The 23,705-nt window shown below is 37.8% G+C and carries 22 protein-coding genes; 21 read left to right on the top strand and 1 reads right to left on the bottom strand.

Annotated elements, in window-relative coordinates; translation table 11 throughout:
• The first annotated feature begins 171 nt into the window (after positions 1-171).
• From ACIQ2D_RS09990 to ACIQ2D_RS09915, 16 genes are all read left to right on the top strand, one after another.
• Complete coding sequence (locus ACIQ2D_RS09990) at positions 172-1,701, top strand: acyl-CoA carboxylase subunit beta (protein ID WP_402863187.1); 1,530 nt, start codon at positions 172-174, stop codon at positions 1,699-1,701.
• Positions 1,702-1,712: 11 nt separating this feature from the next.
• Positions 1,713-2,498, top strand: a complete 786-nt coding sequence (locus ACIQ2D_RS09985) for an enoyl-CoA hydratase/isomerase family protein (RefSeq protein ID WP_402863184.1) — start codon at positions 1,713-1,715, stop codon at positions 2,496-2,498.
• 71 nt (positions 2,499-2,569) lie between these two features.
• Positions 2,570-3,946, top strand: coding sequence for an acyclic terpene utilization AtuA family protein (locus ACIQ2D_RS09980; RefSeq protein ID WP_402863181.1), 1,377 nt, complete (start codon positions 2,570-2,572; stop codon positions 3,944-3,946).
• On the top strand, positions 3,931-4,272 hold the full coding sequence (locus ACIQ2D_RS09975; protein WP_402863178.1) for an AtuA-related protein: 342 nt from the start codon (positions 3,931-3,933) through the stop codon (positions 4,270-4,272). Before ACIQ2D_RS09980 ends, ACIQ2D_RS09975 begins: the two co-directional genes overlap by 16 nt.
• 73 nt (positions 4,273-4,345) lie before the next feature.
• Entirely contained in the window at positions 4,346-4,561 is a 216-nt protein-coding gene (locus tag ACIQ2D_RS09970) for an acyl-CoA carboxylase biotin carboxyl carrier protein subunit (RefSeq protein WP_402863327.1), read from the top strand.
• Positions 4,562-4,643: 82 nt separating this feature from the next.
• Positions 4,644-5,792: an acyl-CoA dehydrogenase family protein gene (locus tag ACIQ2D_RS09965; protein WP_402863175.1), complete on the top strand. Its 1,149-nt coding sequence runs from the start codon at positions 4,644-4,646 to the stop codon at positions 5,790-5,792.
• A gap of 23 nt (positions 5,793-5,815) precedes the next feature.
• A complete protein-coding gene (locus ACIQ2D_RS09960) occupies positions 5,816-6,970 on the top strand; it encodes an acyl-CoA dehydrogenase family protein (protein ID WP_402863172.1) in 1,155 nt (384 codons plus the stop codon).
• Between the two features lie 141 nt (positions 6,971-7,111).
• Positions 7,112-8,647, top strand: a complete 1,536-nt coding sequence (locus ACIQ2D_RS09955; protein WP_402863169.1) for an acyl-CoA synthetase — start codon at positions 7,112-7,114, stop codon at positions 8,645-8,647.
• Between the two features lie 12 nt (positions 8,648-8,659).
• Positions 8,660-9,097, top strand: coding sequence for a MaoC/PaaZ C-terminal domain-containing protein (locus ACIQ2D_RS09950; RefSeq protein ID WP_402863166.1), 438 nt, complete (start codon positions 8,660-8,662; stop codon positions 9,095-9,097).
• A 218-nt stretch (positions 9,098-9,315) separates the two neighbouring features.
• Positions 9,316-9,696 (top strand): hypothetical protein, encoded by a 381-nt coding sequence (locus ACIQ2D_RS09945; protein WP_402863163.1) that lies wholly within the window; start codon positions 9,316-9,318, stop codon positions 9,694-9,696.
• Between the two features lie 44 nt (positions 9,697-9,740).
• The gene (locus ACIQ2D_RS09940) at positions 9,741-11,207 is read left to right on the top strand and encodes a sodium:solute symporter family transporter (protein WP_402863160.1); all 1,467 of its coding nucleotides are present in this window, start codon (positions 9,741-9,743) and stop codon (positions 11,205-11,207) included.
• Positions 11,208-11,228: 21 nt separating this feature from the next.
• On the top strand, positions 11,229-12,806 hold the full coding sequence (locus ACIQ2D_RS09935; protein ID WP_402863158.1) for a class I adenylate-forming enzyme family protein: 1,578 nt from the start codon (positions 11,229-11,231) through the stop codon (positions 12,804-12,806).
• Between the two features lie 67 nt (positions 12,807-12,873).
• A complete protein-coding gene (locus ACIQ2D_RS09930; protein ID WP_402863155.1) occupies positions 12,874-14,427 on the top strand; it encodes a class I adenylate-forming enzyme family protein in 1,554 nt (517 codons plus the stop codon).
• Between the two features lie 5 nt (positions 14,428-14,432).
• A complete protein-coding gene (locus ACIQ2D_RS09925) occupies positions 14,433-15,206 on the top strand; it encodes an enoyl-CoA hydratase/isomerase family protein (RefSeq protein ID WP_402863324.1) in 774 nt (257 codons plus the stop codon).
• A gap of 142 nt (positions 15,207-15,348) precedes the next feature.
• Positions 15,349-16,893: a class I adenylate-forming enzyme family protein gene (locus ACIQ2D_RS09920; RefSeq protein WP_402863152.1), complete on the top strand. Its 1,545-nt coding sequence runs from the start codon at positions 15,349-15,351 to the stop codon at positions 16,891-16,893.
• A gap of 108 nt (positions 16,894-17,001) precedes the next feature.
• Complete coding sequence (locus tag ACIQ2D_RS09915; protein ID WP_402863149.1) at positions 17,002-17,163, top strand: hypothetical protein; 162 nt, start codon at positions 17,002-17,004, stop codon at positions 17,161-17,163.
• 166 nt (positions 17,164-17,329) lie between these two features.
• On the opposite strand, the gene ACIQ2D_RS09910 is transcribed toward ACIQ2D_RS09915, so the two are convergent.
• Positions 17,330-17,971, bottom strand: coding sequence for an Rv1352/Rv1906c domain-containing protein (locus tag ACIQ2D_RS09910; RefSeq protein WP_402863146.1), 642 nt, complete (start codon positions 17,969-17,971; stop codon positions 17,330-17,332).
• 232 nt (positions 17,972-18,203) lie between these two features.
• Between ACIQ2D_RS09910 and ACIQ2D_RS09905 the strand changes: the two genes are divergently transcribed.
• The 5 genes from ACIQ2D_RS09905 (at position 18,204) to ACIQ2D_RS09885 (ending at position 23,631) form a co-directional block, all read left to right on the top strand.
• On the top strand, positions 18,204-18,635 hold the full coding sequence (locus tag ACIQ2D_RS09905) for a BrxA/BrxB family bacilliredoxin (protein ID WP_402863143.1): 432 nt from the start codon (positions 18,204-18,206) through the stop codon (positions 18,633-18,635).
• Positions 18,623-19,414: a class I SAM-dependent methyltransferase gene (locus ACIQ2D_RS09900; RefSeq protein ID WP_402863140.1), complete on the top strand. Its 792-nt coding sequence runs from the start codon at positions 18,623-18,625 to the stop codon at positions 19,412-19,414. Before ACIQ2D_RS09905 ends, ACIQ2D_RS09900 begins: the two co-directional genes overlap by 13 nt.
• Before the next feature lie 263 nt (positions 19,415-19,677).
• Positions 19,678-21,021, top strand: a complete 1,344-nt coding sequence (gene brnQ, locus ACIQ2D_RS09895) for a branched-chain amino acid transport system II carrier protein (protein WP_402863137.1) — start codon at positions 19,678-19,680, stop codon at positions 21,019-21,021.
• A gap of 848 nt (positions 21,022-21,869) precedes the next feature.
• Entirely contained in the window at positions 21,870-22,754 is an 885-nt protein-coding gene (locus ACIQ2D_RS09890) for a nucleotidyl transferase AbiEii/AbiGii toxin family protein (protein WP_402863134.1), read from the top strand.
• A gap of 277 nt (positions 22,755-23,031) precedes the next feature.
• Positions 23,032-23,631 (top strand): YpjP family protein, encoded by a 600-nt coding sequence (locus tag ACIQ2D_RS09885; RefSeq protein WP_402863131.1) that lies wholly within the window; start codon positions 23,032-23,034, stop codon positions 23,629-23,631.
• The last annotated feature ends 74 nt before the right edge of the window (positions 23,632-23,705 follow it).

Below are 23,705 nucleotides of genomic sequence, written 5' to 3'. Positions count from 1 at the left end.
TGTTTTTGTTTTTCTTGTAGATGCTAGAATTCCTTATTTAAACCTAAGGAGGGAATCTATAATTCATAAAAACTTTTAAATTGATGCAGAGTAAAGACCGTAAATTATAATTATTTTTCATTTTGGCACGCAAATTGCTTATATAAAAAGGTGAGAAGGAGGGGAAAGATTATGCGTGAGGACTTTCAAGTTTTTCAAGAACACAAACAACGAATAGTAAAGGGTGGTCAAACAAAACGACATGAGGCTAATGAGGCACAGGGTAAATTATTTGTACGGCATCGTTTAGCAAAGCTTTTTGATGAGGGCACGATTATTGAGGATAATATTTTTGCTGAAGCTTTAGATCCATCACTACCATGTGATGCGACGATAACTGGTATCGGTAAGATTGATGGAAGACCTGTCTGTTTTATTGCCGCAGATTCGACCGTGAAAGCAGGTTCATGGGGCGCAAAATCCGTTGAAAAAAACATTCGTTTACAGGAAAAGGCAATGGCTTTAAAGTATCCGATTTTGTACTTAATTGACTCAGCTGGGGGACGTATTACCGACCAGCTGGACGTATTTCCAGGGCGACGTCATGGAGGACGTATTTTCTATAATCAAATTCAATTATCAGGTGTTGTGCCGCAAATTACGATTTTATTTGGTCCATCCCCAGCTGGAGCTGCGTATGTACCAGCGTTTTCAGATTTAGTCATTATGATTGAAGGGCAATCGAGTGCATATTTAGGTTCACCACGAATGGCTGAAATGGCCATTGGTGAAAAAGTTTCCATGGAGGATATGGGTGGTGCCGCCATGCACTGTTCGATAAGTGGCTTAGGGGATGTACTTGTGCAATCTGAGCAAGAGGCCATTGAGTCGTGTAAAGCATATTTGCAGTTGATGCCGACGAATTGGGAGGAGAAGACACCGACAGCTGAGGCTAGGCCACCAATAGAAGGAAGAAGTATTGAAGAAATTATTCCATTAAGTCAAAATACAGCCTTTGATATGTATGAACTCATTGATCAGTTAATAGATGAGGGTTCATGGTTTGAATATAAAAAGCTATTTGCAAAGGAGCTAATTACCGGATTAGCGCGTATGAAAGGCAGTGTTGTCGGGATTATTGCGAATCAGCCAAAAGTGAAAGGTGGAACATTATTTATCGATTCGCCAGACAAAGCAGCTCGCTTTATTATGATTTGCAATGCTTATAATATTCCACTTTTATATGTTGCTGATGTACCGGGGTATATGATTGGCTCGAAAGTTGAACAGGGTGGCATCATTCGTCACGGTGCGAAAATGATTTCGGCATTATCCGAGGCAACGGTACCGATTATTTCGCTGATTGCGCGAAAATGCTACGGTGCAGGTTTATATGCGATGGCAGGTCCAGCGTTTGGTGCAGATGTTGTCCTAGCATTGCCGAGCGCGCAAATTGCCATTATGGGACCAGAGGCTGCTGTTAATGCCGTTTATGCAGGCAAAATTGCCGAGCTTCCAGAGGAGGAAAGAACAGAATTTATTAGCCAAAAGCGTCAGCAATATAGGGAGAATATTGATATTTATAAATTAGCATCACAAATGATTATTGATGATGTAATTGGTTTTGATGAGGTACGCGAGCAGGTAACAGCGCGCTTTGCGTATTATGAGACAAAGCATACGTACACATTGCCAAAACGTAATGCCGTGAAACCTGTATAGGAGGTGGGGTAATGATATATGAAAAAATAGCTTGGCAAGAAGATGACGCGATTGTAACGATTACACTCAATGATCCAAAGTCACATAATGCGCTATCCACGCAATTAACAGAAGAGCTTGTACATGCATTTGAGACAGCAAATGAACTTTCACATATTGCGGCGATTATTATTACCGGCGCTGGCAAGAGCTTTTGTGCAGGTGGCGATTTAGCAGAGTTTCAGTCTTTTTTAGAAATGGATGTGCCAACGTTGTATGAGGATGGCTTACAAAGTACAAGGCTCTTTCAACTACGAGATGTGATGAAGAAGCCTATTATTGGAGCTATTAATGGAGCAGCACTTGGTGGTGGCACTGGTATTGCGGCGCTTTGTCATATCGCTATTGGTAGTGAACACGCTAAGCTTGGCCTAACAGAACTTAAGCTAGGGCTTGTGCCATATGTAATTTTACCGCTAGTACGCCGAGCTGTTGGTGAACGTCAAATGATGGAGTTAATGCTAAGTGCTCGCGTCTTATCTGCCGAGGAGGCACTTCGCTACGGGTTATTGCACGAAGTCGTTCCAGCAGAAGAGCTACAGCAACGGGCTCTAGATTGGGCGAAAAAGTTAGCTAGCTATAGTCCACTTGCTGTGAAAATGGCATTAACAGCATTTGAAAAAACAGCACAAATGGACGTAGGTGATGCGATGACTTATTTAGCGACTATGCGTCTAGTTAGTTTCAAGAGTGCTGATTTAAAAGAAGGTGCTCAGGCATTTTTACAGAAGCGGCAACCAAGTTGGACAGGAAAATAAAAGAAGTAAACGATGAAGAAAAAGCTAGAAAGCATCGTCTTATCTAGAATCGAATAAAAGAGGGTGAAGCAATGAAAAAAATACGAATCGGTGCAGCACAAGGCTTCTATGGTGATACAATCGAGCCTGCTGTTTTAACAGCAAAATATGGTGACGTACAATATCTATGTTTTGATTGTTTAGCCGAGCTGACTATGGCTATTTTAGCAAAGGACTATGCTAAAAATCCATCGCATGGGTATACAAAAGATTTGACAAATTCGATAACGCAACTTTTACCGTTCGTGAAGGAAAAAGGAATCAAGCTTTTAACAAATGCAGGGGGCATTAATCCAATTGCTGCAAAAGATGAGGTTATGCGGATTGCCAAGGAACTCGGAATGGACGGCTTAAAGGTTGCTGTTGTGACGGGAGATAATGTACTTGAGAATTTGCCGAATTGGTATGAGCAAGGTATGGATTTATCCCATGCAGATACGAAGGAGCCTTTCGAATTAGAAGATAAAAACTGGCTCTTTGCAAATGCCTATTTAGGTGTTTGGCCAATTGTAGAGGCCTTACAGGAAGGGGCGCAAATTGTTATTACCGGTCGCACAACTGACCCTGCTCAGTTTTTAGCACCACTTATTTATGAATTTGGTTGGACGAAGGACGAATGGGATAAGCTAGCGTCTGGCATTATGATGGGACATCTACTTGAATGCTCAGCGCAATCGACGGGAGGCAATTACAGTGGTGATTGGGGAGCTGTTCCTAGAATGGAATCTATCGGTTATCCAATTGCAGAAGTCGAGGAATCTGGTGAGTTTATTATTACGAAGATTAAAGAAGCAGGTGGGCTAGTATCATTTGATACTGTTCGTGAGCAGTTACTGTATGAAATTCATGATCCATCAGCTTATTTAACACCGGATGTAATAGTTGATTTATCAAAGGTCACGTTAACGGAAGTCGCCCCGAATAAAGTGCGTGTTACCGGTATTAAAGGAAAATCAGCACCATCAACCTTAAAGGTGGTGCTAGGCTATGAGAATGGCTTTTTAGGTCAAGCTTTAGTGGGATATAGCTGGCCAGATGCCTATAAAAAAGCACAAAAGGCGCAAGAAATCATTATGCAAAAAGTTGAAATGCAAGGCAACCCATTTGAAAAGCTACAGTTTGATTTTGTTGGCTATAATTCTTTGCACGGACCATTAGCAACACCCCCATCAGAAGATATAAACGAAATCTATTTACGTATTGCAGTAAAGGCAAAATCAAGGTCATTAGCGCAAGCAATTCAAAAATATTTGCCACCTTTAGCGCTAAATGGACCACCGTCATTGGCAGGTTTCTTTAATACACCGCCGCGCCAATTGTTAGGTATGTGGTCAACGTTAGTGGATCGTCAACTAGTAGAGCAACATGTGCAAGTTAAATTGGAGGTGGTTTCATGCCAATACAGTTAAAATCAATTGCCAATGCTCGCTGTGGTGATAAGGGAAATAAGGTCAATATTGCTGTGTTTGCGAAGGATGCAAAAGATTACGATCTACTTCTAAATCAAGTAACATCGGAGCGAGTGGCAACTCATTTTAAAGACCTAATTTTCGGAGAAGTACAGCGGTATGAAGTGCCGACAATTTATGCATTAAATTTTGTATTAAGTGAAGCATTAGACGGGGGAGGATCTGCATCGCTTCGTGTTGATAATTTAGGGAAGTGTTTTGCGAGTAACTTAATGCGTATGGAAATAGAGCGAAATAATGATGGAGTATTTATAGCTGAACATTAAGCGTTGCAGCAAGAGGTAATGGCATTTTTGGAAAGAAGAAAATTCAAATGATTTGGAAAATAAGGAGGAGAAAATAATGGAAATATTATCACCGATGGGCGGAAGTGTATGGAAAATAGAAGTTAGTGAAGGCGATACAGTTTCTGTAGGGGACGTACTAATTATTTTAGAGTCTATGAAAATGGAAATTCCAATTGAAGCAACAGAATCTGGAATCGTCGAAGATATCAAAGTGGCAGAAGGTGACTTCGTGCAAGAAAATGAGGTTGTTATTCTCCTTGGAAGTTAGCAGGAAATTTGGATAGCAATCAAAGTATTAAATGGGATGTTGAGAAAATTTCTTTAAGTAATGGAGAATTGGAGGTTTTAGCATGGCGTATGAACCTTATTTTACCGAAGAACATGAACAGTTTCGTAAAACTATCCGTAAATTTGTAGAAAAAGAGGTTAAACCTTTTGTTGAAGAATGGGAATCTGCGGGTGAATTTCCAATAGAAATAGTAAAACGAATGGGTGATCTCGGTTTTCTTGGACTACGTTATTCTGAGGAAGTTGGGGGACAAGGTGGAGATTATTTTACTAGTATTGTATTTGCAGAAGAACTTGCCAAATGCGGCTGTGGGGGCTTCCCAATGGCAATTGCAGTGCAAACTGACATGGCGACACCTCCAATAGATCAATTTGGGAATGCCGATCAAAAAGAAAGATTTCTAATACCTGCGATAAAAGGTGATAAGCTTGCTGCTATTGGGATCACTGAGCCAAATCATGGTTCTGACGTTGCTTCTATAGAGACACGGGCACGTAAAGAAGGTAACGAATGGATAATAAATGGCTCTAAAATGTTTATAACGAATGGTACACGTGCTGATTTTATTACGCTCGTTACAAGAACGTCGGATGAACCGGGTTATAAAGGAATTAGCTTATTTTTAGTTGATCTTGACAGTCCAGGTGTGTCTATTAGTAAAAAGCTGGACAAAGTGGGGATGCGCTCATCCGATACGGCCGAACTGATTTTTGACAATGTTAGGGTACCTGATGCTAATTTACTTGGAGAAGAAGGTAAGGGTTTCTCTTATATTATGTGGGAGTTACAAGGGGAACGAATGATTTCTGCTGCAGGATCAATTGGTATGGCGGAATATGCTTATAATCTTGCATATGATTATGCAAAAACGAGACGTCAGTTTAACCAACCAATCGCTAATTTTCAAGTGATTGCTCATCTTCTTGTAGAAATGAAAACGGAAATAGAAATATGCAAGGAATTGACATATGCAACGGCATATCGTTTTGCAAATGGTGAAGTTCCGAGTAAAGAAATTTCAATGACAAAACTTGCGGCCGCACAAATGGCTCATTGGGTAGCGGATAGGGCTTTGCAAATATTCGGGGGGAATGGATATATGTCAGAATATCCTATTCAACGCATTTGGCGTGACACTAGACTTCATCGTATTGGTGCTGGAGCAGATGAGATTATGAAAGAAATCATATCGAAACAAATAGGCCTGTAAGCCAGAGAAAAGGGAGTGATAATATGGCTCACTGGATGTTTAATGAAGAACATAACATGTTTCGTAATTCAATAAGAAAATTTGTAGAAAAAGAAATTGTTCCATTTGTCGAAGAGTGGGAAGCGGCAGGAGAAGTTCCGAGAAGCATATTTGAAAGAATGGGGCAATTAGGGTATTTAGGAACTAAATTTCCAGTAGAGTACGGGGGTGCAGGGGCTGACCTTATAATGGAAGCGATTCTTAATGAAGAGCTAACTAAGTGCGGGTCAAGTGGAATAGGCGCTTCTATTGTTGCTCATATCGGGATTGCATTAACCCCTATTTGGCGATTTGGTAATGATGAGCAGAAGATAAAATATTTAAAACCTGGAATTGAAGGGAAGAAAATTGCCGCATTAGGTATAACTGAGCCGAATTCGGGAAGTGATGTGTCTTCAATCACTACAAGAGCAGAAGATAAAGGTGATTATTATCTTTTAAATGGTTCTAAAACTTTTATTACAAATGGAGTTAACGCTGACTTTGTAATTGTTGCTGCAAAAACTGCTGATGGTCCAGGGCATCGTAATATGAGTCTATTAATAGTAGAAAAAAATTGGGAAGGATTTTCTGTAGGAAAGAAACTCGAAAAATTGGGTTGGCACGGATCTGATACGGGTGAATTGTTTTTTGAAAATGTAAAAGTACCTAAAGAGAATTTGATCGGTACCGTGAATGAAGGGTTTAAATATGTGATGGTGAATTTCCAATGGGAAAGATTAATAATGGCTCTTACTAGTATCACGCTAGCCGAAAAAGCACTGGAAGAGACTATTCGATATAGTAAAGAACGATTGCAATTCGGCGGACCACTAACCCAGTTCCAAGTACTTCGACATAAGATGGTAGATATGGCCGTTGAAATTGAAAAAGCAAGACATATTACGTATCGAGCGATTTATCAATATGATAAAGGCCACGATGTAACAACAGAAGCAACAATGGCAAAAGCATATTCGGCAGAAATGGTAAGTAGAGTATGTGACCAAGCCCTCCAAATTCATGGCGGAAATGGTTATATGATGGATTATCCTATTCAACGCTATTGGCGTGATGCACGCATTCAATCTATTGGCGGAGGAACAACACAAATCATGAATGAAATATTAACAAAAAAACTTCATATTACTTCGAATTAAAAAAGTATAGGGAATGAACATGCTGGAAGAGGTTTTAGTTGTGTAGAGGAAAGTTGAAAGCAAAAACTACGTAAACAATTTGAAGCATTATTTATAGGGGTAAATCTGATGTAATAAATAGAAAGGGGAAGTATATATTTTATGATAAATGGCATCGGTTCTTGGCTAGTTAAGCATAGTGAGTGCAAAGCAGAGAAAACTGCAATTATCTATAATGACAAACGATTTACTTATCGAGAATTGAATGACAGAGTGAATCGATTGGCAAATTCCCTGGTGAATCTCGGCATAAGAAAGGGTGATCGGGTTAATGCATTGCTCTTTAACAGAAATGAATTAATGGAAGCGATGTTTGCTTGTGCAAAAATAGGTGCGATTTTTGTACCGATTAATTACCGATTAAGTGTCGATGAAGTCGAATATGTTGTTCATGATTCAGGTGGGATTATTTTCATTTATGATGATCAACTTGAAACTATAGTGGATGGGCTGAAATCAAGGACATCGCAAATACATTATTTTATTCGCGTTGGAGAAAATCAAACTGAAAAGGACTTAGATTACGAAAAACTTCTCATTCAAGCAAATAACGATGAGACAGAGTATGTAATAGGTCTAAAAGATGCACACATGATGATGTATACATCAGGAACGACTGGAAGACCAAAAGGAGCAGTTTTAACACATGGTAATACACAATGGAATGCAATAAATTGCCTTGATAGCTTACCGATTGACGAAGATATGATTACTTTAGGAGTAGCACCATTGTTTCACATCGGCGGGATGAATATATTTACTACACCTACATTGTATAAAGGTGGGACGGTAGTGTTGCAGGACAAATTTGATCCGCAATCTACGTTAGAGATCATTGAACAAGAAAAAATAACATCCTTGTTTCTAGTCCCTGCAATGTGGCTTGCCATTACACAATATCCGAATTTAGATCAATATAATTTAAGCTCTTTAAAATTTAATATATCGGGTGGGGCTCCTTGTCCACTCACAATTATAGAATTTTTCCAGAAGCGAGGCATCCCATTCTTTGAAGGATTCGGGTTAACAGAAACGGCCCCTATAGTCTGCGTACTTGATAGTGATAATAGTATGAGGAAAAATGGTTCAGTAGGAAAAACTCCGATGCATACGGATATTAAAATTGTAGATTTATTTGATAAAGAAGTACCGGTTGGGCAAGTCGGAGAGTTAATTGTGAAGGGACCTAATATCTTTATCGAATATTGGAATAAGCCGAAAGCAACAAAAGATGCAATTAGAAATGGCTGGTTTTACACTGGGGATCTTGCTAAACAGGATGAAGAGGGCTTTCTCTATATCGTAGATCGTATGAAAGATATGATAATTACTGGAGGAGAAAACGTCTACCCTATTGAGGTAGAGCAAGTATTATTCCGTCATCCAAATATAAAAGAGGTAGCCATTGTAGGTTATCCAGATGAAAAATGGGGAGAGTCTGTGAAAGCGGTTATTGCTTTGAAGAACAAGGATGAACATATAAGTCTTCTAGAAGTACGAGGATTTTGCGAAGGAAAGCTGGCCCCATTTAAAATTCCAAAGCAAATCGAATTGGTTGCGGAACTACCTAGAAATGCAACAGGAAAAGTATTGAAAACATCTTTACGAGAACTAATAACTGAAAATTCGAAAATTTGAGGAGTTGATGAAATGTTTAATAAAAAATTTGAACACTTTGAAGTAAATGAGAAATGGAGTTCCAGAGGTCGTACGATTACGGAATCGGATATCGTAATGTTTTCTGCATTTAGCGGAGATTGGTACCCACTTCATACTGATAAGGAATATGCGGAAAAGAACACTCCTTTTAAACAAAGGATTGCGCATGGAATGCTTGTTTTATCAGTTGCAACTGGGCTTCAAGTAATGGATCCAGATATTATAGTCGCTTTTTATGGGATAGAAAAACTTCGTTTTATTCATCCAACATTTATAGATGATACGATTCATGTAGAACTAGAAGTAACTGATTTACTAGACAAAGAAAATGGTACAGGTGTTGTAACATGTAAACAAAAAATTGTTAAACAAACTGGTGAGCCTGTAACGACTGGGATAATAAAGGTGTTGGTAAATAAAGAGAAGTAGATAGATTGTTAGTTGGCTCATCACTAAAAGTTGGTGATGAGCCTGAATCCTGACTAATATGGATTTTAATATAAATGATGAAGTATGGAATATATGGGCTGGTAAGAGTGTGATAAAACATGAAGCATTTTTGAATGGTGAGACAACGATAAATTCTGTTGAAAAACACTTATGATGGACAATTTTTGATTTATAAAAATACGAGGAGGGTTCGGAATATGTCTTTTATCGATAAGCTCATCTACACACTTCTAAGTCTTGTAATTATAACTTTTATTGGGACGATAACTGGTTCATGGCGATTCATTCTTTACCCCTACTTAATCGTAATTGGCATTGCTATTTTATTTGGAATTTTGAAAAATGTAAAACAAAATCCTTGGAAAATTTGGATTCCAGCGTCAGTTGTAATTGCATATAGCATCTTATATGTATGGTTGGATATTATGACAATCGACACACCTACAGGAGGAAGTAAATATATATTTGGACTAACTCCAAGCATGGCTTTATATATACTTGGTATTTGGCCGTTAGCAAATATAATTTGTTTATTATATGCATGGACCTTCTCAAAAGAGGAAACGTTAAACAATTAAAATTACATGTGGGTTGGCGAATCTGACAATAAGGGGTGGGATAAGTGAACAACACAATTATTATTATTGCAGTTATATATTTAGTAATTTGTATTTTGATTGGGGTTTGGGCTACTGGAAAGACCAAAACAACTAGTGATTTTTTAATTGCTGGTAAAAACCTTGGAATGTTCGTCATGGCTATTGCTGCATTTTCTTCTATTCAGAGTGGTTTTGGAATGTTAGGTGGGACAGGGTTAACATTCTCTGGAGGAATGGGATTTCTGGCGGGAGTCGGAATTGCTGCTCCTTTAGGCTTTGCATTAACTTGGTTCTTAGTTGGAAAAAGAATGTGGAAAATAGGAGAGCTAGGAGAAATATATACGCTTGGTGATGTAGTGGAAAGAAGGTATAACAGTAAAGCTGTAAGAGGATGGATTGGATTAGCAGTTACCCTTGGTGTAATTGGCTATCTTGGAACACAAGTTCAGGCGATGGGCATTATTATGCATACGATATTTGGTGTCACTCCAATGGTTGGAGCTTTGATTGGACTTGCCATTCTAGGATTCTACTGTGTAGGTGGAGGCATTCTAGCTGGTGTATATACGGATCTATTTCAAGGGGTCATTATGGTTGTTGTTTCCGTCTTGGTTTTCTTCATAGCACTAAATGTAGGTGGCGGTGTTCAGAGTATTACTGAGAATCTACAAAACTTTGATCCATTATTGGCTTCTCCATTTGGAACGTTTTCAATGGTTTCTATTGCTTGCTGGATCTTTTTATTTAGTTTAGGGGCCGCTGGTCAACCCCATTTTATAACAAAATTTTTAATGGTAAGAGATCAGAAGCAATTAAAATGGGGAGCATTCACAGCGGGGTTTGCCTATACACTTAGTACTCTATTAGTTATAGGTATTGGGCTATCTGCTCGATCTCTTTATATTAAAGGGGATTTCCCAGAATTATCTTCACCAGATGAGGCATTAACAGTATTTATTACGCATTTTACTTCTCCAGTTGTAGGTGGTTTAGTGATTGCAGGATTACTTGCAGCTATTATGTCTACCGGTTCAAGTTTTGTAACTTTAGGTGCTTCGGGTTTAACAAGAGATATACCAAAAGCATTTAATATTAAAGTGAAAAATGAATTGCTATGGAATAGAATAGCGGTGGTTGGTTTACTAGTAATTTCAACTCTATTCTCTTTTTATATGGATACATTGGTAGCGTTATTAGGGGTATTTGGCTGGGGAACTTTCGCATCTGCCATTTTCCCAACTGTAGTATTGGGACTAATTTGGAAAAGGGCAACAAAATATGGAGCTGTCTCAAGTATAATCATTGGATTGGTATTAAATTTTGCACTAGAGATTTGCGCGAAATATGGGTTTATCTTACTCCCACCTGGTGTAATCATTGGTGCAGTTGCATTCGCCGTTTCAATTATTGTATTTATCACCGTTTCTCTCATGACTCAAAAGTCAAATGAGGAGTTAGATAAAGAATTGCTCGATGCTATGGAAGGCTAATTGAATAGGAGGGATTTCAAAATGAACGTTGGCTATTTAGTTAACAGAGTTGAAAGCAGGATTCGAACAATATCTCCTGAAAAAATCGCATTAAAATTAGAGTCCAATGAAACTTGGACATATGGTGATTTAAATAGAATTTCGAATCAATATGCTCATTCACTACAACGAATGGGCATTGTAAAAGGTGATAGAGTAGGGATCCTTTTATATAACTGCCTCGAGTATTTTGCTCTTTATTTTGCAATCGCAAAGCTAGGTGCAATCGCAGTTAGAATAAATTTTAGATTATCTAGTGAAGAATTTGAATATATTTTGAATGATTCTGGAACTAAAATCCTTTGTTTGCATTCAAGTATTCAAGGCAAAATAGAACCTATTAAAAGTTCAATTAAAGTAAGAGAGTATGTATGCCTTGAAAATGAGAATATTACTTCCGCAAATTGGACAAATAGTTGGGATGTATTAGAAAAAGGTAGTCCATCAGAAGTTCTAGGAATAGACATTGATAAATCTGATCCGGTCATGTTGATGTATACATCTGGTACTACGGGTCGACCTAAAGGTGCTCTTTGGTCGCATGAAAATACGTTATGGTTTGCAAATATGCAAATACTCAAATGGGGAATTAATGAACAATCTATCACAATGTCAACGGGACCTCTTTATCATGTTGGTGCGATGGAAGATATTTCGTTATCCGTTTTAGTGATGGGCGGAACAGTGATACTAACAAGTAGTGGGGGATTTGATATTGAGAGAGTATTGTCTACTGCCGAACAAGAAAAAGTGACAGATATTTTACTTTTTCCCTTTATGGTATATGACATGCTAAATGTAAATGGTTTTTCCACATATGATTTTACAAGCTTGAAGCGGATTTTTTCAGGGGGAGACCCTGTTGTACCTTGGGCAATTGAACAATTACATGACTTATTTCCACATATTGATTTTGTGCAAATTTATGGGCTTACAGAGGGGACCCCTATAGCAGCATCGTTAGATCCACAAGATGTGAAATTGAAAGGACATTCAGTAGGGAAGCCAATGCCGTTTACAGAAATTAAAATTGTAGATGACCAAGGAAATGTTTTAAGTCATGGAAATGTAGGAGAAGTTTGCATTAAGAGTCCATCAGTATCAATGGGATACTGGAGGAAACCGGAAGAGACAGCGAGTACATTTGTAAATGGGTGGTGTCATACTGGAGACTTAGGATATTTGGATAAGGATGGATACTTAACGATATCTGGCCGAAAAAAAGATATGATTCGCAGCGGTGGTGAAAATATTTATGCGGTAGAGGTTGAAGACGTAATAATCCGGCATACGGCTATACATGATGTAGCTGTAATTGGTATTCCAGATCCAAAATATATCGAGGCAGTATGCGCAATAATCGTTTTACAACAAGGTGAGGTAGTAACTGAAAAAGAAATTTTAGAATTTATAGATGAAAAAATCGCAGGTTACAAAAAACCAAAGCAAATTATTATTGTAGATGAACTCCCTAGAACTCCTTCAGGGAAAATTCAAAAGTTTATATTGAGAGAACAGTTTAGTAGAATTTTTAGCATAGGGAATATTTACTTTTCGTGAGGTTGTATTTTGCATAAATATTTCATTGTTTTGTTTGTAAAGGAGAAAGAAAAAGGAGGTTAAAAAGTTGTATCAAATAAATCAATTACTAGATTATCATGCTAGTCATACACCAAATAAAGAGTATTTATTTACGAGCAGCGAGACTTTGACCTATCAAGATTTGCATGAACGTGTGAACGCTTTATCGTACTCACTTTATTCCCTAGGTATTACTAAAGGAGATAGGGTGGCTCTGTATCTTCGAAATAAACCGGAGTTTTTATATGCTTGGTTTGCCTTAAATCGAATTGGTGCAATTATGGTCCCTATCAATACTTCATTACAGAAAAAGGAAGTTTCTTTTATCCTGAATGATAGTGAAGTTGTAGGTTTAATTGGTGAGGATGATGCTATAAATGAAGTATTAAGTCCAGCGGTATTAGAATGTCAGTCGATATTATTTACTATTACTACAGGTGCATCTCAAAATGGCTGGATTTCGATGAAGAGTTTATTGGAGAAAACGGGTAATTTGGATTGTGAAATACCTGACGAAAATGAGCTGTCTTCAATTTTATATACATCAGGCACTACAGGTAATCCGAAAGGGGTTATGTGCCCACATAGATACTACTCTCATTTGGCGAAGTCCGGAGTTGAGGCAGTGAAGTTTAATGAAACAGATCGCCTGTTAACCTACTTACCTCTCTTTCACATGAATGCTCAAATACTTACTGTAACCGCGTCCCTCGTTTCAGGTTCGAGCATTGTTCTTTTAGATAAATTTCAACCGAACTTATTTTGGCAAGAGATAGCCAAATTTAAAGCAACTGTTTTCTTTTATTTAGGATCTATTTTACCACTATTATTAAAATTAACAGTCTCTGAAGAGGAAAAGCATAATACACTACGTTTGGCGGTAGGAGCACAGGCGAACCCTAAAAAGATAGAAGAATATGAAACTAGATGGAGTTTGGAAATGATTGAGTTGTTCGGCATGACAGAAGGCGCTGGAACAATTAACCGAGTTGGAAATCGCAAAATTGGATCCTGTGGAAAAACGTTTGAAAACCATAAAGTCATGATTGTGGATGAATTAGGTAATCCTCAAATGCCACTTAAGTCAGGAGAAATCATTTTCACGGGTCCATCACTGACACTCGGGTACTGGAATAATATAGAGGAAACTCAAAAGGCTTATCGAAATGGTTGGATGTATTCAGGTGATATAGGATATATGGATTCGGATGGATATTTGTATTTTCTAGACAGAAAAAAAGATATCATCCGACGTAATGGGGAAAATATATCTTCGGCTGAAATAGAACAGGTATTATTATCACATCCTGAGATTTGGGAAGTAGCTGCAATTCCTATTCCTGATGACGATCGTGGTGAAGAAATTAAAGTTTTTATCGTCACTAACCCAGGAGTACAAATAAAACCGGAAAGAATCATTCAGTGGTGTGAGTCTACGATGGCTAAATATAAAATCCCGCGGTACATCGAATTTCGAGATAGTTTACCTAAAACCGCAACACAAAAGATTCAAAAGTCGATTTTGAAAAAAGAATATAGTGACGTAAGTATAAATACGTGGGACCGACGAAAAAAATCACTGAATGAAGTGGGGGAATAGTATTGATGAAACCTGTCTTATATGAGAAAAAAGGTGTTAAAGCATATATTACGTTTAACCGACCTGAAGCGATGAATTCAATGACACCAGAGGGTTTTCAATTACTTGCAGAATACTTCAAAGAGGCTCAAGCAGACGATAATATAAGAGTCATAATTTTAACAGGTGCGGGTGACAAGGCTTTTTGCTCTGGTGCGGATTTGAAAAAGACTATTCCGCTTATATCTGATGGGCAACTCGATTTCGAGCTGTTAAACGATGCTGTTTTAAAAAACGTGCCAATCTGGAAACCAATCATTGCAGCCGTAAATGGTTATTGTTTAGCTGGGGGGACTGAAATTTTACAGGCGACAGATATTCGTATTGCAAGTGAAGATGCAATATTTGGGTTACCAGAGCCAAAATGGTCGATTATGGCTGCTGCGGGCTCTCTTGTGCGCTTAGCTAGACAAATACCATATTGCCAAGCTATGGAAATATTATTGACTGGGGAACAACTTACAGCAGAGAAAGCTGAAAAAATTGGTCTCATCAACAAAGTAGTCCCAAAAGAAGAGTTAATGAAAGAAGTAGAAAGATATGCTGACATTATTTGTCAGAATGGCCCACTAGCAATTCAAAACACAAAAAAAGCAGTAATTGAGCTACTAAATTTCCCCATAGAAGAAGCCTTTCATAAAGAAATTTCGTATGCTAAAGCGGTTTTTGAAAGTTCGGATGCAAAAGAAGGTGTTGCGGCATTTGCAGAAAAAAGGGAGCCACAATTTAGAGGATCATAAGCTAAAAATCTATTTAGTATAAGACGGTGTATATAACTATATGGCGTGATAGTGAAATGTATTGCACGATGGAAACAGATTGTTCAGATGATTTTTACGTAATTGGGAAGCAGCTTATCGTAAAAAACAAGGAGGCGATCGGATGAAAGAACAAATTTCGATTATCAATCGAGTAGCAATTGGTGATGTAATACGACGAACAGCGAGTAAGTTTGGAAACAAAGAGGCAGTTGTTGACGGTGACAAACGCTATACTTATAGAGATGTGTATACACACACAAATCAAGTCGCAAATTATTTGTCAGTAAATCTCGGTTTTGAAAAAGGAGATAAAGTTGCAACGCTTTGCTTAAATTCATATGAGTATATAATTGCGATGTATGGCATTCAAAAAGCCGGCTTGGTATGGGTTCCCATAAACCCAGGCTTAACAACCTCTGACATTGATTATATTTTAAAAGAGGCCAATGTACGTCTTGTAATTGGTGATGCTATGTTACTAAAGAAGCATGCATCCATTATGAGCCCCTATGCACAACTTGTGACACCACGCTCAGATGAAGCAAATTGTTTTACAAAGGCCTATAGCTCAGCCTCTTCGGACGAGCCTAATGTTCATATTGAAGACCGTGACATTGCTCAAATTATGTTTACAAGTGGTACAACAGGTAATCCCAAAGGTGTTTGTATTTCACACATAGCTGTGCATATGGCTAGTATGGCGAATGCAATAGAAATGAAGGTAGAAGCGGATGATGCGTTAATAGCGGTTATGCCTTATTTTCACTGTGCACAACATGTATTTTTACAAACGTTTTTCCTAGTAGGTGGAAAAATAATCGTATCGCAAAAGTTCGACCCAATCGTCTTTTTTGAAACGATTCAATCTGAGAAGATTACGTTTATTTTTGCATTACCAATTATGTATCGTGCGCTTATTTTCCATCCAAATCGTTCGAAATATGATTTATCTTCCTTAAATAAATGCTTATATGCGATGGCGCCGATGGATCAAACGACGTTACGTACGGGAATTGAGCAATTGAATGCTGATTTCTACCTAGCTACTGGACAAACAGAAATGTACCCCGCAACAGTTGTTTTTAAGCCACAATATCAGCTCACAAAGGTAGGGAGTTATTGGGGTGAGCCGAGTGTAATTAATGATGCTGTGATTATGGATGAAGAGGGACGTATACTAGGAAAGCATGTTGTAGGTGAAATTGTTCATCGTGGTCCAAATGTCATGAGCAGCTATTTGAATAATCCTCAGGCTACAGCAGAGGTGCAAAAATTTGGCTGGCATCATACAGGAGATTTAGGTTATATGGATGATGATGGACTTATCGTTTTCGTTGATCGTAAGAAGGATATGATTAAAACAGGCGGTGAAAATGTAGCTTCTATTCAAATCGAGCAAGTACTGTTGAATTGTGAGCACGTGGAAAATGCAGTTGTTGTTGGTCTCCCGCATCCTGTATGGATTGAAGCAGTCACATCCTTTGTAAAGGTGAAAGACGGCGTAACGAAGGAAATGATTCATGCATACTGTAAAGCGAATTTAGCTGGTTTCCAAGTTCCTAAGGAAATTATTTTAGTGGAAGAGTTCCCCATGACTTCTACAGGGAAAATTCAAAAGCAAAAGTTACGTGCAACGTATGACACAATTTATTCGACAGTGAAATAATATGAAGGCTTAGTAGGAGCAATAAAAACACCTTTTCTCCATCTGTTGGACTAACCTAATTTAATAGGGCAGCATAAAACACCTTTCGCATAGGTCTATGATGTAACCTTGAATGAGGGACTGACAACATATAAACCAAAATATTCAACTGCACCACTTCCGAAACGAGTAGAGATAGCAAAGTTTGATGAGCGTAAGAAGGTGGGGGCTGTCTTTGTAGTACCTACAAATCTATTAGCAGCCATCTATGATGGATCTAGAGTGATATAATCCCCTTCGTGACATCAACTTGGAATATCTAGTTTATCAAGAAAAACTAAGTTCCTTCAATTCTTTTTAAACCTTCGCTAGAGTGCGGAGGTTTTTTTCGGTTAAAAAAATTAATAAAAGGAAAGAAGCCACTCAAATGAGTGACTTTTTCCAATCATTAGAAATATTATTTAGATTCGATATATACATCTTGTAATGTTAGATATTGACCATTACTAACTGTAATATAACCATCTGATCGCGGAGTATTATTTGATACAATCGTAGTTAAATCGTGACGACTATTAGATGAAACTTCTAGATATCCTATTCCTGCTGTACTTTCTAATACATACTTGTATTCACCTGCTGGAATATCTGTACCTACTTTATATTGTCCGTTTTTATATACACCATCATTAGGAATTAACGAGGGAGCATCTGCTATGAGGTAAATTTTTCCGCCATCAACCTTAAAGAGCTCACCATCCTGTACTGTCACATATATGTGAGCACGGGGTGATAGTGTTGCTTTAAATAAGATACTATCAAGAGTTCCTGAGCTATCTTTAGATACGTCAACATTAACCATAAAAGCATCTGCTACAACTAAATATTCTCCAGCATCTAAATCAGTGCCGACTTTATATGTCCCACTTTTAATAGCAATACTTTTTCCTTGATTCGCTACTTCTTTTTCATTATCGCTAGTTGTTGCAGAAGCTGGTGTTTGAGTTCTTAATTTTGATACTAGATTGGTTGTATCATTGCCACATCCAGCTAATCCTAAGCTTAATATTAATGCAACACTAAAAATTAATTTCTTCAAGTCTATTCCCTACCCCCTCTATTTCCGCATATTACCAATATATCAAATATACCCGTCCTTGTCAGTTTGTATGTTAAATTACGTTTTACGAAACATAATTAGCAACCAAAGCAACATAAAAGCAACCAAAAATCTGAATACATTTGAATAATGGTGAAATCCAAATATTATACTAATGCAAAAAACCTTGCTATAATGGGCTTTGTGAATACATATGAAAAGGGGTAAATATATGAACGCTTACGATGAATATATGAGACAGGTAGTTAAACCGATGCGTGAAGAGTTAGTGGAGGCTGGATTTAGCGAGCTAACAACTGTGGATGCAGTAAATGAATTTATGGCGGAGGCAAAGGGTACATCACTAGTTGTCATCAACTCAGTATGTGGCTGTGCGGCAGGTCTAGCACGTCCAGCAGCGCGTGAAGCGGTAGCGACTGTGAAACCAGATCATCTTGTAACGGTATTTGCAGGACAAGATCCGGAAGTAACTGCAGCAATGCGAGGTTTCTTTAGCGAGGTTCCACCAAGCTCTCCATCAATGGCAATTTTAAAAGACGGTGAGTTAGCGTATTTCATTCCTCGTGAGCAAATTGAAGGATTCCCAGTGGAACAAATTACTGCGCATTTAACAGGCGTTTTAGAGCAAACATGCGAGAAATAACAACTATTATCACTACAGCGGGCAGACCAGACGACTTGTCGATGGCGCTCGCTGATTTTGCGTGTAAGCAATTAAATGCGCCATTTGAGCCTAGAAAAAAGCGTTCGGTACGAAAAATTTCGGAGAGCTTGCATGCAAATGTTATTGTTGCAGGGAAAAATCGCTTTGAATATTATGCATTTGGAGCGAGTGAGCCATTTTTCTTTCATCCAAATTCGGCAGCATTTCGATTAAAGCGCGTAGCAAGAGGGGAAGCGGAGCCGTTTTTAGAGGCAACGCAACTTCAAAAGGGTGACTCCATATTAGATTGTACACTTGGGCTCGCGGCGGATGCGATGCTCGCGGCGTTTACAGTTGGTGAGCAGGGGAAAGTCGTTGGGCTTGAAGCGAATCCAAATGTGGCGTTTATTGTGGCGCAGGGTATGCAAACTTATGATACGACGGAGCTACCATTAACAGCTTGTATGCGACAAATTGAGGTCGTACAGGCAGAAGCGATTGCGTATTTAAAATCGATACCAGATAATGCATTTGATGTTGTGTATATGGACCCGATGTTCGAGGAAGTCATTGAAGAGGCGACTAATTTTGAGGCGTTACGATCAGCCGGTGCTCATGTGGCGTTAACCGATGAGTGGGTGCAAGAAGCAAAACGTGTGGCGAAAAAGCGTGTTGTGTTGAAGGCACATTTCCGTTCTGAATGGTTTGAAATGTACGGCTTTACACGGCTGACACGCGTAACATCGAAGTTCCATTATGGCGTCTATGAAAAAATATAAACGTTTTGAAATAAAGAAGCTGTCCGACAAGGGATTTTTACTCCTTGGACAGCTTTTCTTTATGTAACCGCTTTTCATATATAGATAGAGTTGAGGTAATTTAATGTGATGCAATTCGACAACATTATATCGAAATAAATGGAAATTATGAAAAACTATTGTTTTTAAAGGCTATGCTTGATACTATATATTGCATTACAATAAAAATATTATTATATTCAAACTATTTGCTATAGTCTAAACATCATGAAGGAGCATCAATTATGCAAAATAAAATACCTTTTTCTACTTATGCAGTCATTGGCACGATGCTATTTGGTCTGTTTTTTGGCGCTGGGAATTTAATCTTCCCAATTCAACTTGGACAATTGGCAGGGACAAACTTTTGGTTTGCGTTGCTTGGCTTTTTAATAACAGCTATCGGTTTGCCATTTCTTGGAATTTTAGCAATTGGCCTATCTGGTAGTAATGGTCTGCGCGATTTAGCGAGCCGCGTTCACCCAGTATATGGCGTTGTCTTCTCGTTAGCACTTTATTTAACAATTGGTCCGTTTTTTGCGATTCCGCGTACGGCTACAGTGCCTTTTACTGTAGGCTTTGAACCATATATTCAACAAGAAAATCTAACGATGTTTCTAGCACTATTTAGCTTTGTTTTCTTCGCAATCGTTTATTATTTCTCATTAAACCCAGCGAAAATTATGGATTATATCGGTAAATATTTAACACCAGCATTTTTAATATTTTTATTTGTTTTAATTATCATTAGTATTTTTTCTCCTATGGGAGATTTCCAAAAACCTATGGGCGCATATGTGGATACTTCGTTCATGACCGGATTTAAAGAGGGGTACAACACGATGGATGCCCTGGCCTCATTAGCATTTGGGATAGTTGTTATTAATGCAATTAAGAGGTCTGGCATAACAGACCGCAAGGAAATTGCAAAAGCTACTTGGAAATCGGGTATTTTTGCAATGGCGTTAATGATGCTTATTTACGGGTTAATTACGTATATGGGTGCATCAAGTATTGAAGCAATTGGCACGTATGATAATGGCGGATTAATTTTTGCGGCGGTTGCCAAACATTACTTCGGGTCATTCGGTGGAATTCTACTAGCTATTATTATTGTACTTGCTTGTTTAAAAACGAGTATTGGTTTAATCACATCTTGTAGTGAGTTTTTCCATGAAGTTTTCCCGAAAGTAAGTTATAAACGGTTTGTCTTTATTCTTTGTCTTGTTTCTTTTACAATCGCAAACTTTGGATTAACTAATATTATTAAATTTGCGATTCCAGTATTAATGTTCCTTTATCCACTTGCGATTGTCTTAATTTTACTAGCGTTAAGCTCATCATTGTTTAAAAATAAGCAAAGTGTGTATGCGACAGCGATGTTCTTTACGTTCTTCATTAGTATTATCGATGGTTACAAAGCGCTAGTGGATAGTGTGCCAGCAGCAGAGTTCGGTCTGTTTGAGGCAGTTGAGAAGTTTTACTCGAATATACTACCTTTGTATGACATTGGTTTAGGTTGGGTACTACCAGCAATCATTGGTACATTAATCGGCTACGCAATACCTACAAGAAAAACAATAAAGTAATCTTTGAAGGTTCATCACCCAAAAGTGGGGATGAAATTTGGTAAAAGTGCATAACAATAAAAGAATGCTAGTTGATTGAAGCGGAGGGTGATCGACTCCTGCGGGAAATACAAGCTTACCGAGACCCTGGACGGAGCGTAGCGGAGGAAGCGGCTCGGTGCTTGCCCGCGGAAAGCGAGCATCCCGTAGCGGAAATCAACTTCTCGCTTTTATAGTAAAGGTGAAAAATGATTAATCAACATGCCTATAAATCAATTATTTTACTTTTAACCAGAACTATGGTATATTTTTTAGGTGCTATTTTAGGTAGCTGATTTCTGTAATCTGGCATTCTGCTTTTTGTTTTTTAGGATACTTATTCACACTGGCGCATGCTTTGGGGCTGCAAGGACGCAAAAGAAGGTTGGGTTTGCGTTGCTTAAGTTAGAAGGCACACAGTGGAATTTTACCGCGGTGATGAAACAATAGTGTTTCAAGATTTTATTCCCCAGATGATTGGGTTGAGACTTTATAAATTACAAAAATGTTACCTATTAAATACTAAAGGGGTGGCTTCGCTAAAGCGAGGTCACCCCTTGTCTAATTTTATAGCAAAAATCTCACATTTACTATTTCAATATAATTGGATAGAATTACCGTTTACACCATGAGTAAATTAAGTAATAATGGGTGAAGTAAGTTAATAACCCAATAAATTCAATTTAATTAAGGAATTGTTTTTTTATGCAATGCTTTGCTTAGAGTTTGGGTTTTCAAACTTAATGACATGCTAGGCTTTCCATTCATAAAAGATATGGAATCGTGCTAGACAGAGCCTGAATTTTGTATATAGGAGTGTGGGAATTACGATGAAAAACGTAAATGCTATTCCAATTAGTGTATCGGAGCAACTTAAGAATGTAGCAACAAAAAATGGTGAAGGTTTAGATGTGCTCGCACAGTATTATTTTCAAGAAAGATGGCTTTACCGATTATCTATCTCATCTTATCAAGAAAGATTTTTACTAAAAGGAGACCATTTATTATCCTCATTGACAAATGGATTAGTAAAACCGTCTACAGTTATTACTTTATCAGCAAAGCAAATCACAAGTGACATCAATAAGTTACAACATGTTTTTGAAGAAATTTGTGCTATAGAAGTACCAGAAGATGGCGTTAACTTTAAAGTTGATGAATTAAAGATTTCTGCTGAACAAGAACAGGTTAGTATAGTTGTTCCCGTCATATTAGATCAAATAAAAAAATACATAGAAATTATAGTTAGCTATAGAGATAATCATATCTTAGCACCTAAAACAGTAATAGTGCCAAATCTACTTGAAATGGAAACACCAAAGGTATTAGCGAGCTCGGTAGAGGCTATTATTGCAGAAAAGTTCGAAGAGATTATTAGTCTAGAAGACATAGAAAATAGAATTAAAGATTTTCACGAAATATATTTGCTATTAGAGACTCGAAATATTGAAGGAAGAGTATTACAGGAAGCCGTGTTGGAAGTTTTTGATCTACGTAGAACACGTATAGAAAAGGATCAACCAGTACTTTCGAAACAATTCTATTTAGATCCGCAAAGAAATAAACAATGGAATACTTTTATAGGCGATAAGTCAGTAACTTTTGAAGAAGTTATTAAGCGCTTACAGAAAGCATTGCTACCAATTTACCAAGTGATTTTGACAGAGGATGAATTCTTTGGAAATTGGGATTACCAACTTAGAGATTGGAAATAATAGAAAAGTAAAAGCCCGCGATTCATTGTGAAATCGCGGGTCTTTTGAATAATAGAATTAGTCCGTGAAACATAAAGATGATAAATAACCTAACATTAATAAAAAACCAATACCAAATGCTGTTGACATGCCTTGTTCCTCCTTTTAAAAAAAACACCACATTTATACATAAATATTGTACAATGAATTATAGAAATTTGAAACCTTTTAATTGGTTTGCACGTATATATTAATAGAAGTATTACTAATTTGTACATAAAAGAGAAGGTGATCATTCATGAAAAAATGGATTCAAAAAAGTATAGTCATTACGGTTGCGTTTTTAACATTTGGATTAATAACCCCAACACATGAAATATGGGACGCATTCGACCAAAATCAATCGAATCGTTCTAGCATTGGTCCTTTTAGTGCAAACACAGCAAGTGCTGCAGAACCAGAGGTAATTGAAGAAACCGAAATACAGCAAGAAGTAATTGACTATAGTTCCTTACTTGTTGATGCAGCCAAAGAGCAATCCTACATAAAGTTCGGTACGAAAATAGGTCCAAAAATTAGCAATGAGTTTGACACAATCATCTTTCCGAAAATGGAAGAGGCTATTGCTATGACAGTAGCTGGATTAGACAACGACTCACTTGCATCATTAACAATCACAGAAAAGCCAAGTGGTAACTACGGTGAAAAAATCTTTAACATTACTAACAGCGAAACTGGTGATGATCTAATTCGCTTCCATGTGCGCACAGAAAAACGCCCGCAGGAAGGCTATTATTACAATTTCCACTACCACAGCGCTGAAGACAACTTCATGACGCACTACAACCTTGGCGATATTTATTGGGAGAAAAACACTCCGCCAAAATGGTTGTCATAATCATAAAATCCATTCACTAGACACGGTGAATGGATTTTTTTGTGGCGTAGGAAAGGGGTAGACGGATAGAAATG

It is taken from the genome of Lysinibacillus sp. NPDC097287, from assembly GCF_044761695.1.
GTDB lineage: Bacteria > Bacillota > Bacilli > Bacillales_A > Planococcaceae > Lysinibacillus.
Note: the sequence above shows the minus strand (reverse complement) of the source record. Positions and strands in the feature narration are given on the sequence as shown.

What these genes read in the sequence shown, in the direction of transcription:
- ACIQ2D_RS09990 (WP_402863187.1), top strand. Translation starts at nt 172, where the DNA reads ATGCGTGAGGACTTTCAAGTTTTTCAAGAACACAAACAACGAATAGTA.
- ACIQ2D_RS09985 (WP_402863184.1), top strand. Translation starts at nt 1,713, where the DNA reads ATGATATATGAAAAAATAGCTTGGCAAGAAGATGACGCGATTGTAACG.
- ACIQ2D_RS09980 (WP_402863181.1), top strand. Translation starts at nt 2,570, where the DNA reads ATGAAAAAAATACGAATCGGTGCAGCACAAGGCTTCTATGGTGATACA.
- ACIQ2D_RS09975 (WP_402863178.1), top strand. Translation starts at nt 3,931, where the DNA reads ATGCCAATACAGTTAAAATCAATTGCCAATGCTCGCTGTGGTGATAAG.
- ACIQ2D_RS09965 (WP_402863175.1), top strand. Translation starts at nt 4,644, where the DNA reads ATGGCGTATGAACCTTATTTTACCGAAGAACATGAACAGTTTCGTAAA.
- ACIQ2D_RS09960 (WP_402863172.1), top strand. Translation starts at nt 5,816, where the DNA reads ATGGCTCACTGGATGTTTAATGAAGAACATAACATGTTTCGTAATTCA.
- ACIQ2D_RS09955 (WP_402863169.1), top strand. Translation starts at nt 7,112, where the DNA reads ATGATAAATGGCATCGGTTCTTGGCTAGTTAAGCATAGTGAGTGCAAA.
- ACIQ2D_RS09950 (WP_402863166.1), top strand. Translation starts at nt 8,660, where the DNA reads ATGTTTAATAAAAAATTTGAACACTTTGAAGTAAATGAGAAATGGAGT.
- ACIQ2D_RS09945 (WP_402863163.1), top strand. Translation starts at nt 9,316, where the DNA reads ATGTCTTTTATCGATAAGCTCATCTACACACTTCTAAGTCTTGTAATT.
- ACIQ2D_RS09935 (WP_402863158.1), top strand. Translation starts at nt 11,229, where the DNA reads ATGAACGTTGGCTATTTAGTTAACAGAGTTGAAAGCAGGATTCGAACA.
- ACIQ2D_RS09925 (WP_402863324.1), top strand. Translation starts at nt 14,433, where the DNA reads ATGAAACCTGTCTTATATGAGAAAAAAGGTGTTAAAGCATATATTACG.
- ACIQ2D_RS09920 (WP_402863152.1), top strand. Translation starts at nt 15,349, where the DNA reads ATGAAAGAACAAATTTCGATTATCAATCGAGTAGCAATTGGTGATGTA.
- ACIQ2D_RS09905 (WP_402863143.1), top strand. Translation starts at nt 18,204, where the DNA reads ATGAACGCTTACGATGAATATATGAGACAGGTAGTTAAACCGATGCGT.
- ACIQ2D_RS09900 (WP_402863140.1), top strand. Translation starts at nt 18,623, where the DNA reads ATGCGAGAAATAACAACTATTATCACTACAGCGGGCAGACCAGACGAC.
- brnQ (WP_402863137.1), top strand. Translation starts at nt 19,678, where the DNA reads ATGCAAAATAAAATACCTTTTTCTACTTATGCAGTCATTGGCACGATG.
- ACIQ2D_RS09890 (WP_402863134.1), top strand. Translation starts at nt 21,870, where the DNA reads ATGAAAAACGTAAATGCTATTCCAATTAGTGTATCGGAGCAACTTAAG.
- ACIQ2D_RS09885 (WP_402863131.1), top strand. Translation starts at nt 23,032, where the DNA reads ATGAAAAAATGGATTCAAAAAAGTATAGTCATTACGGTTGCGTTTTTA.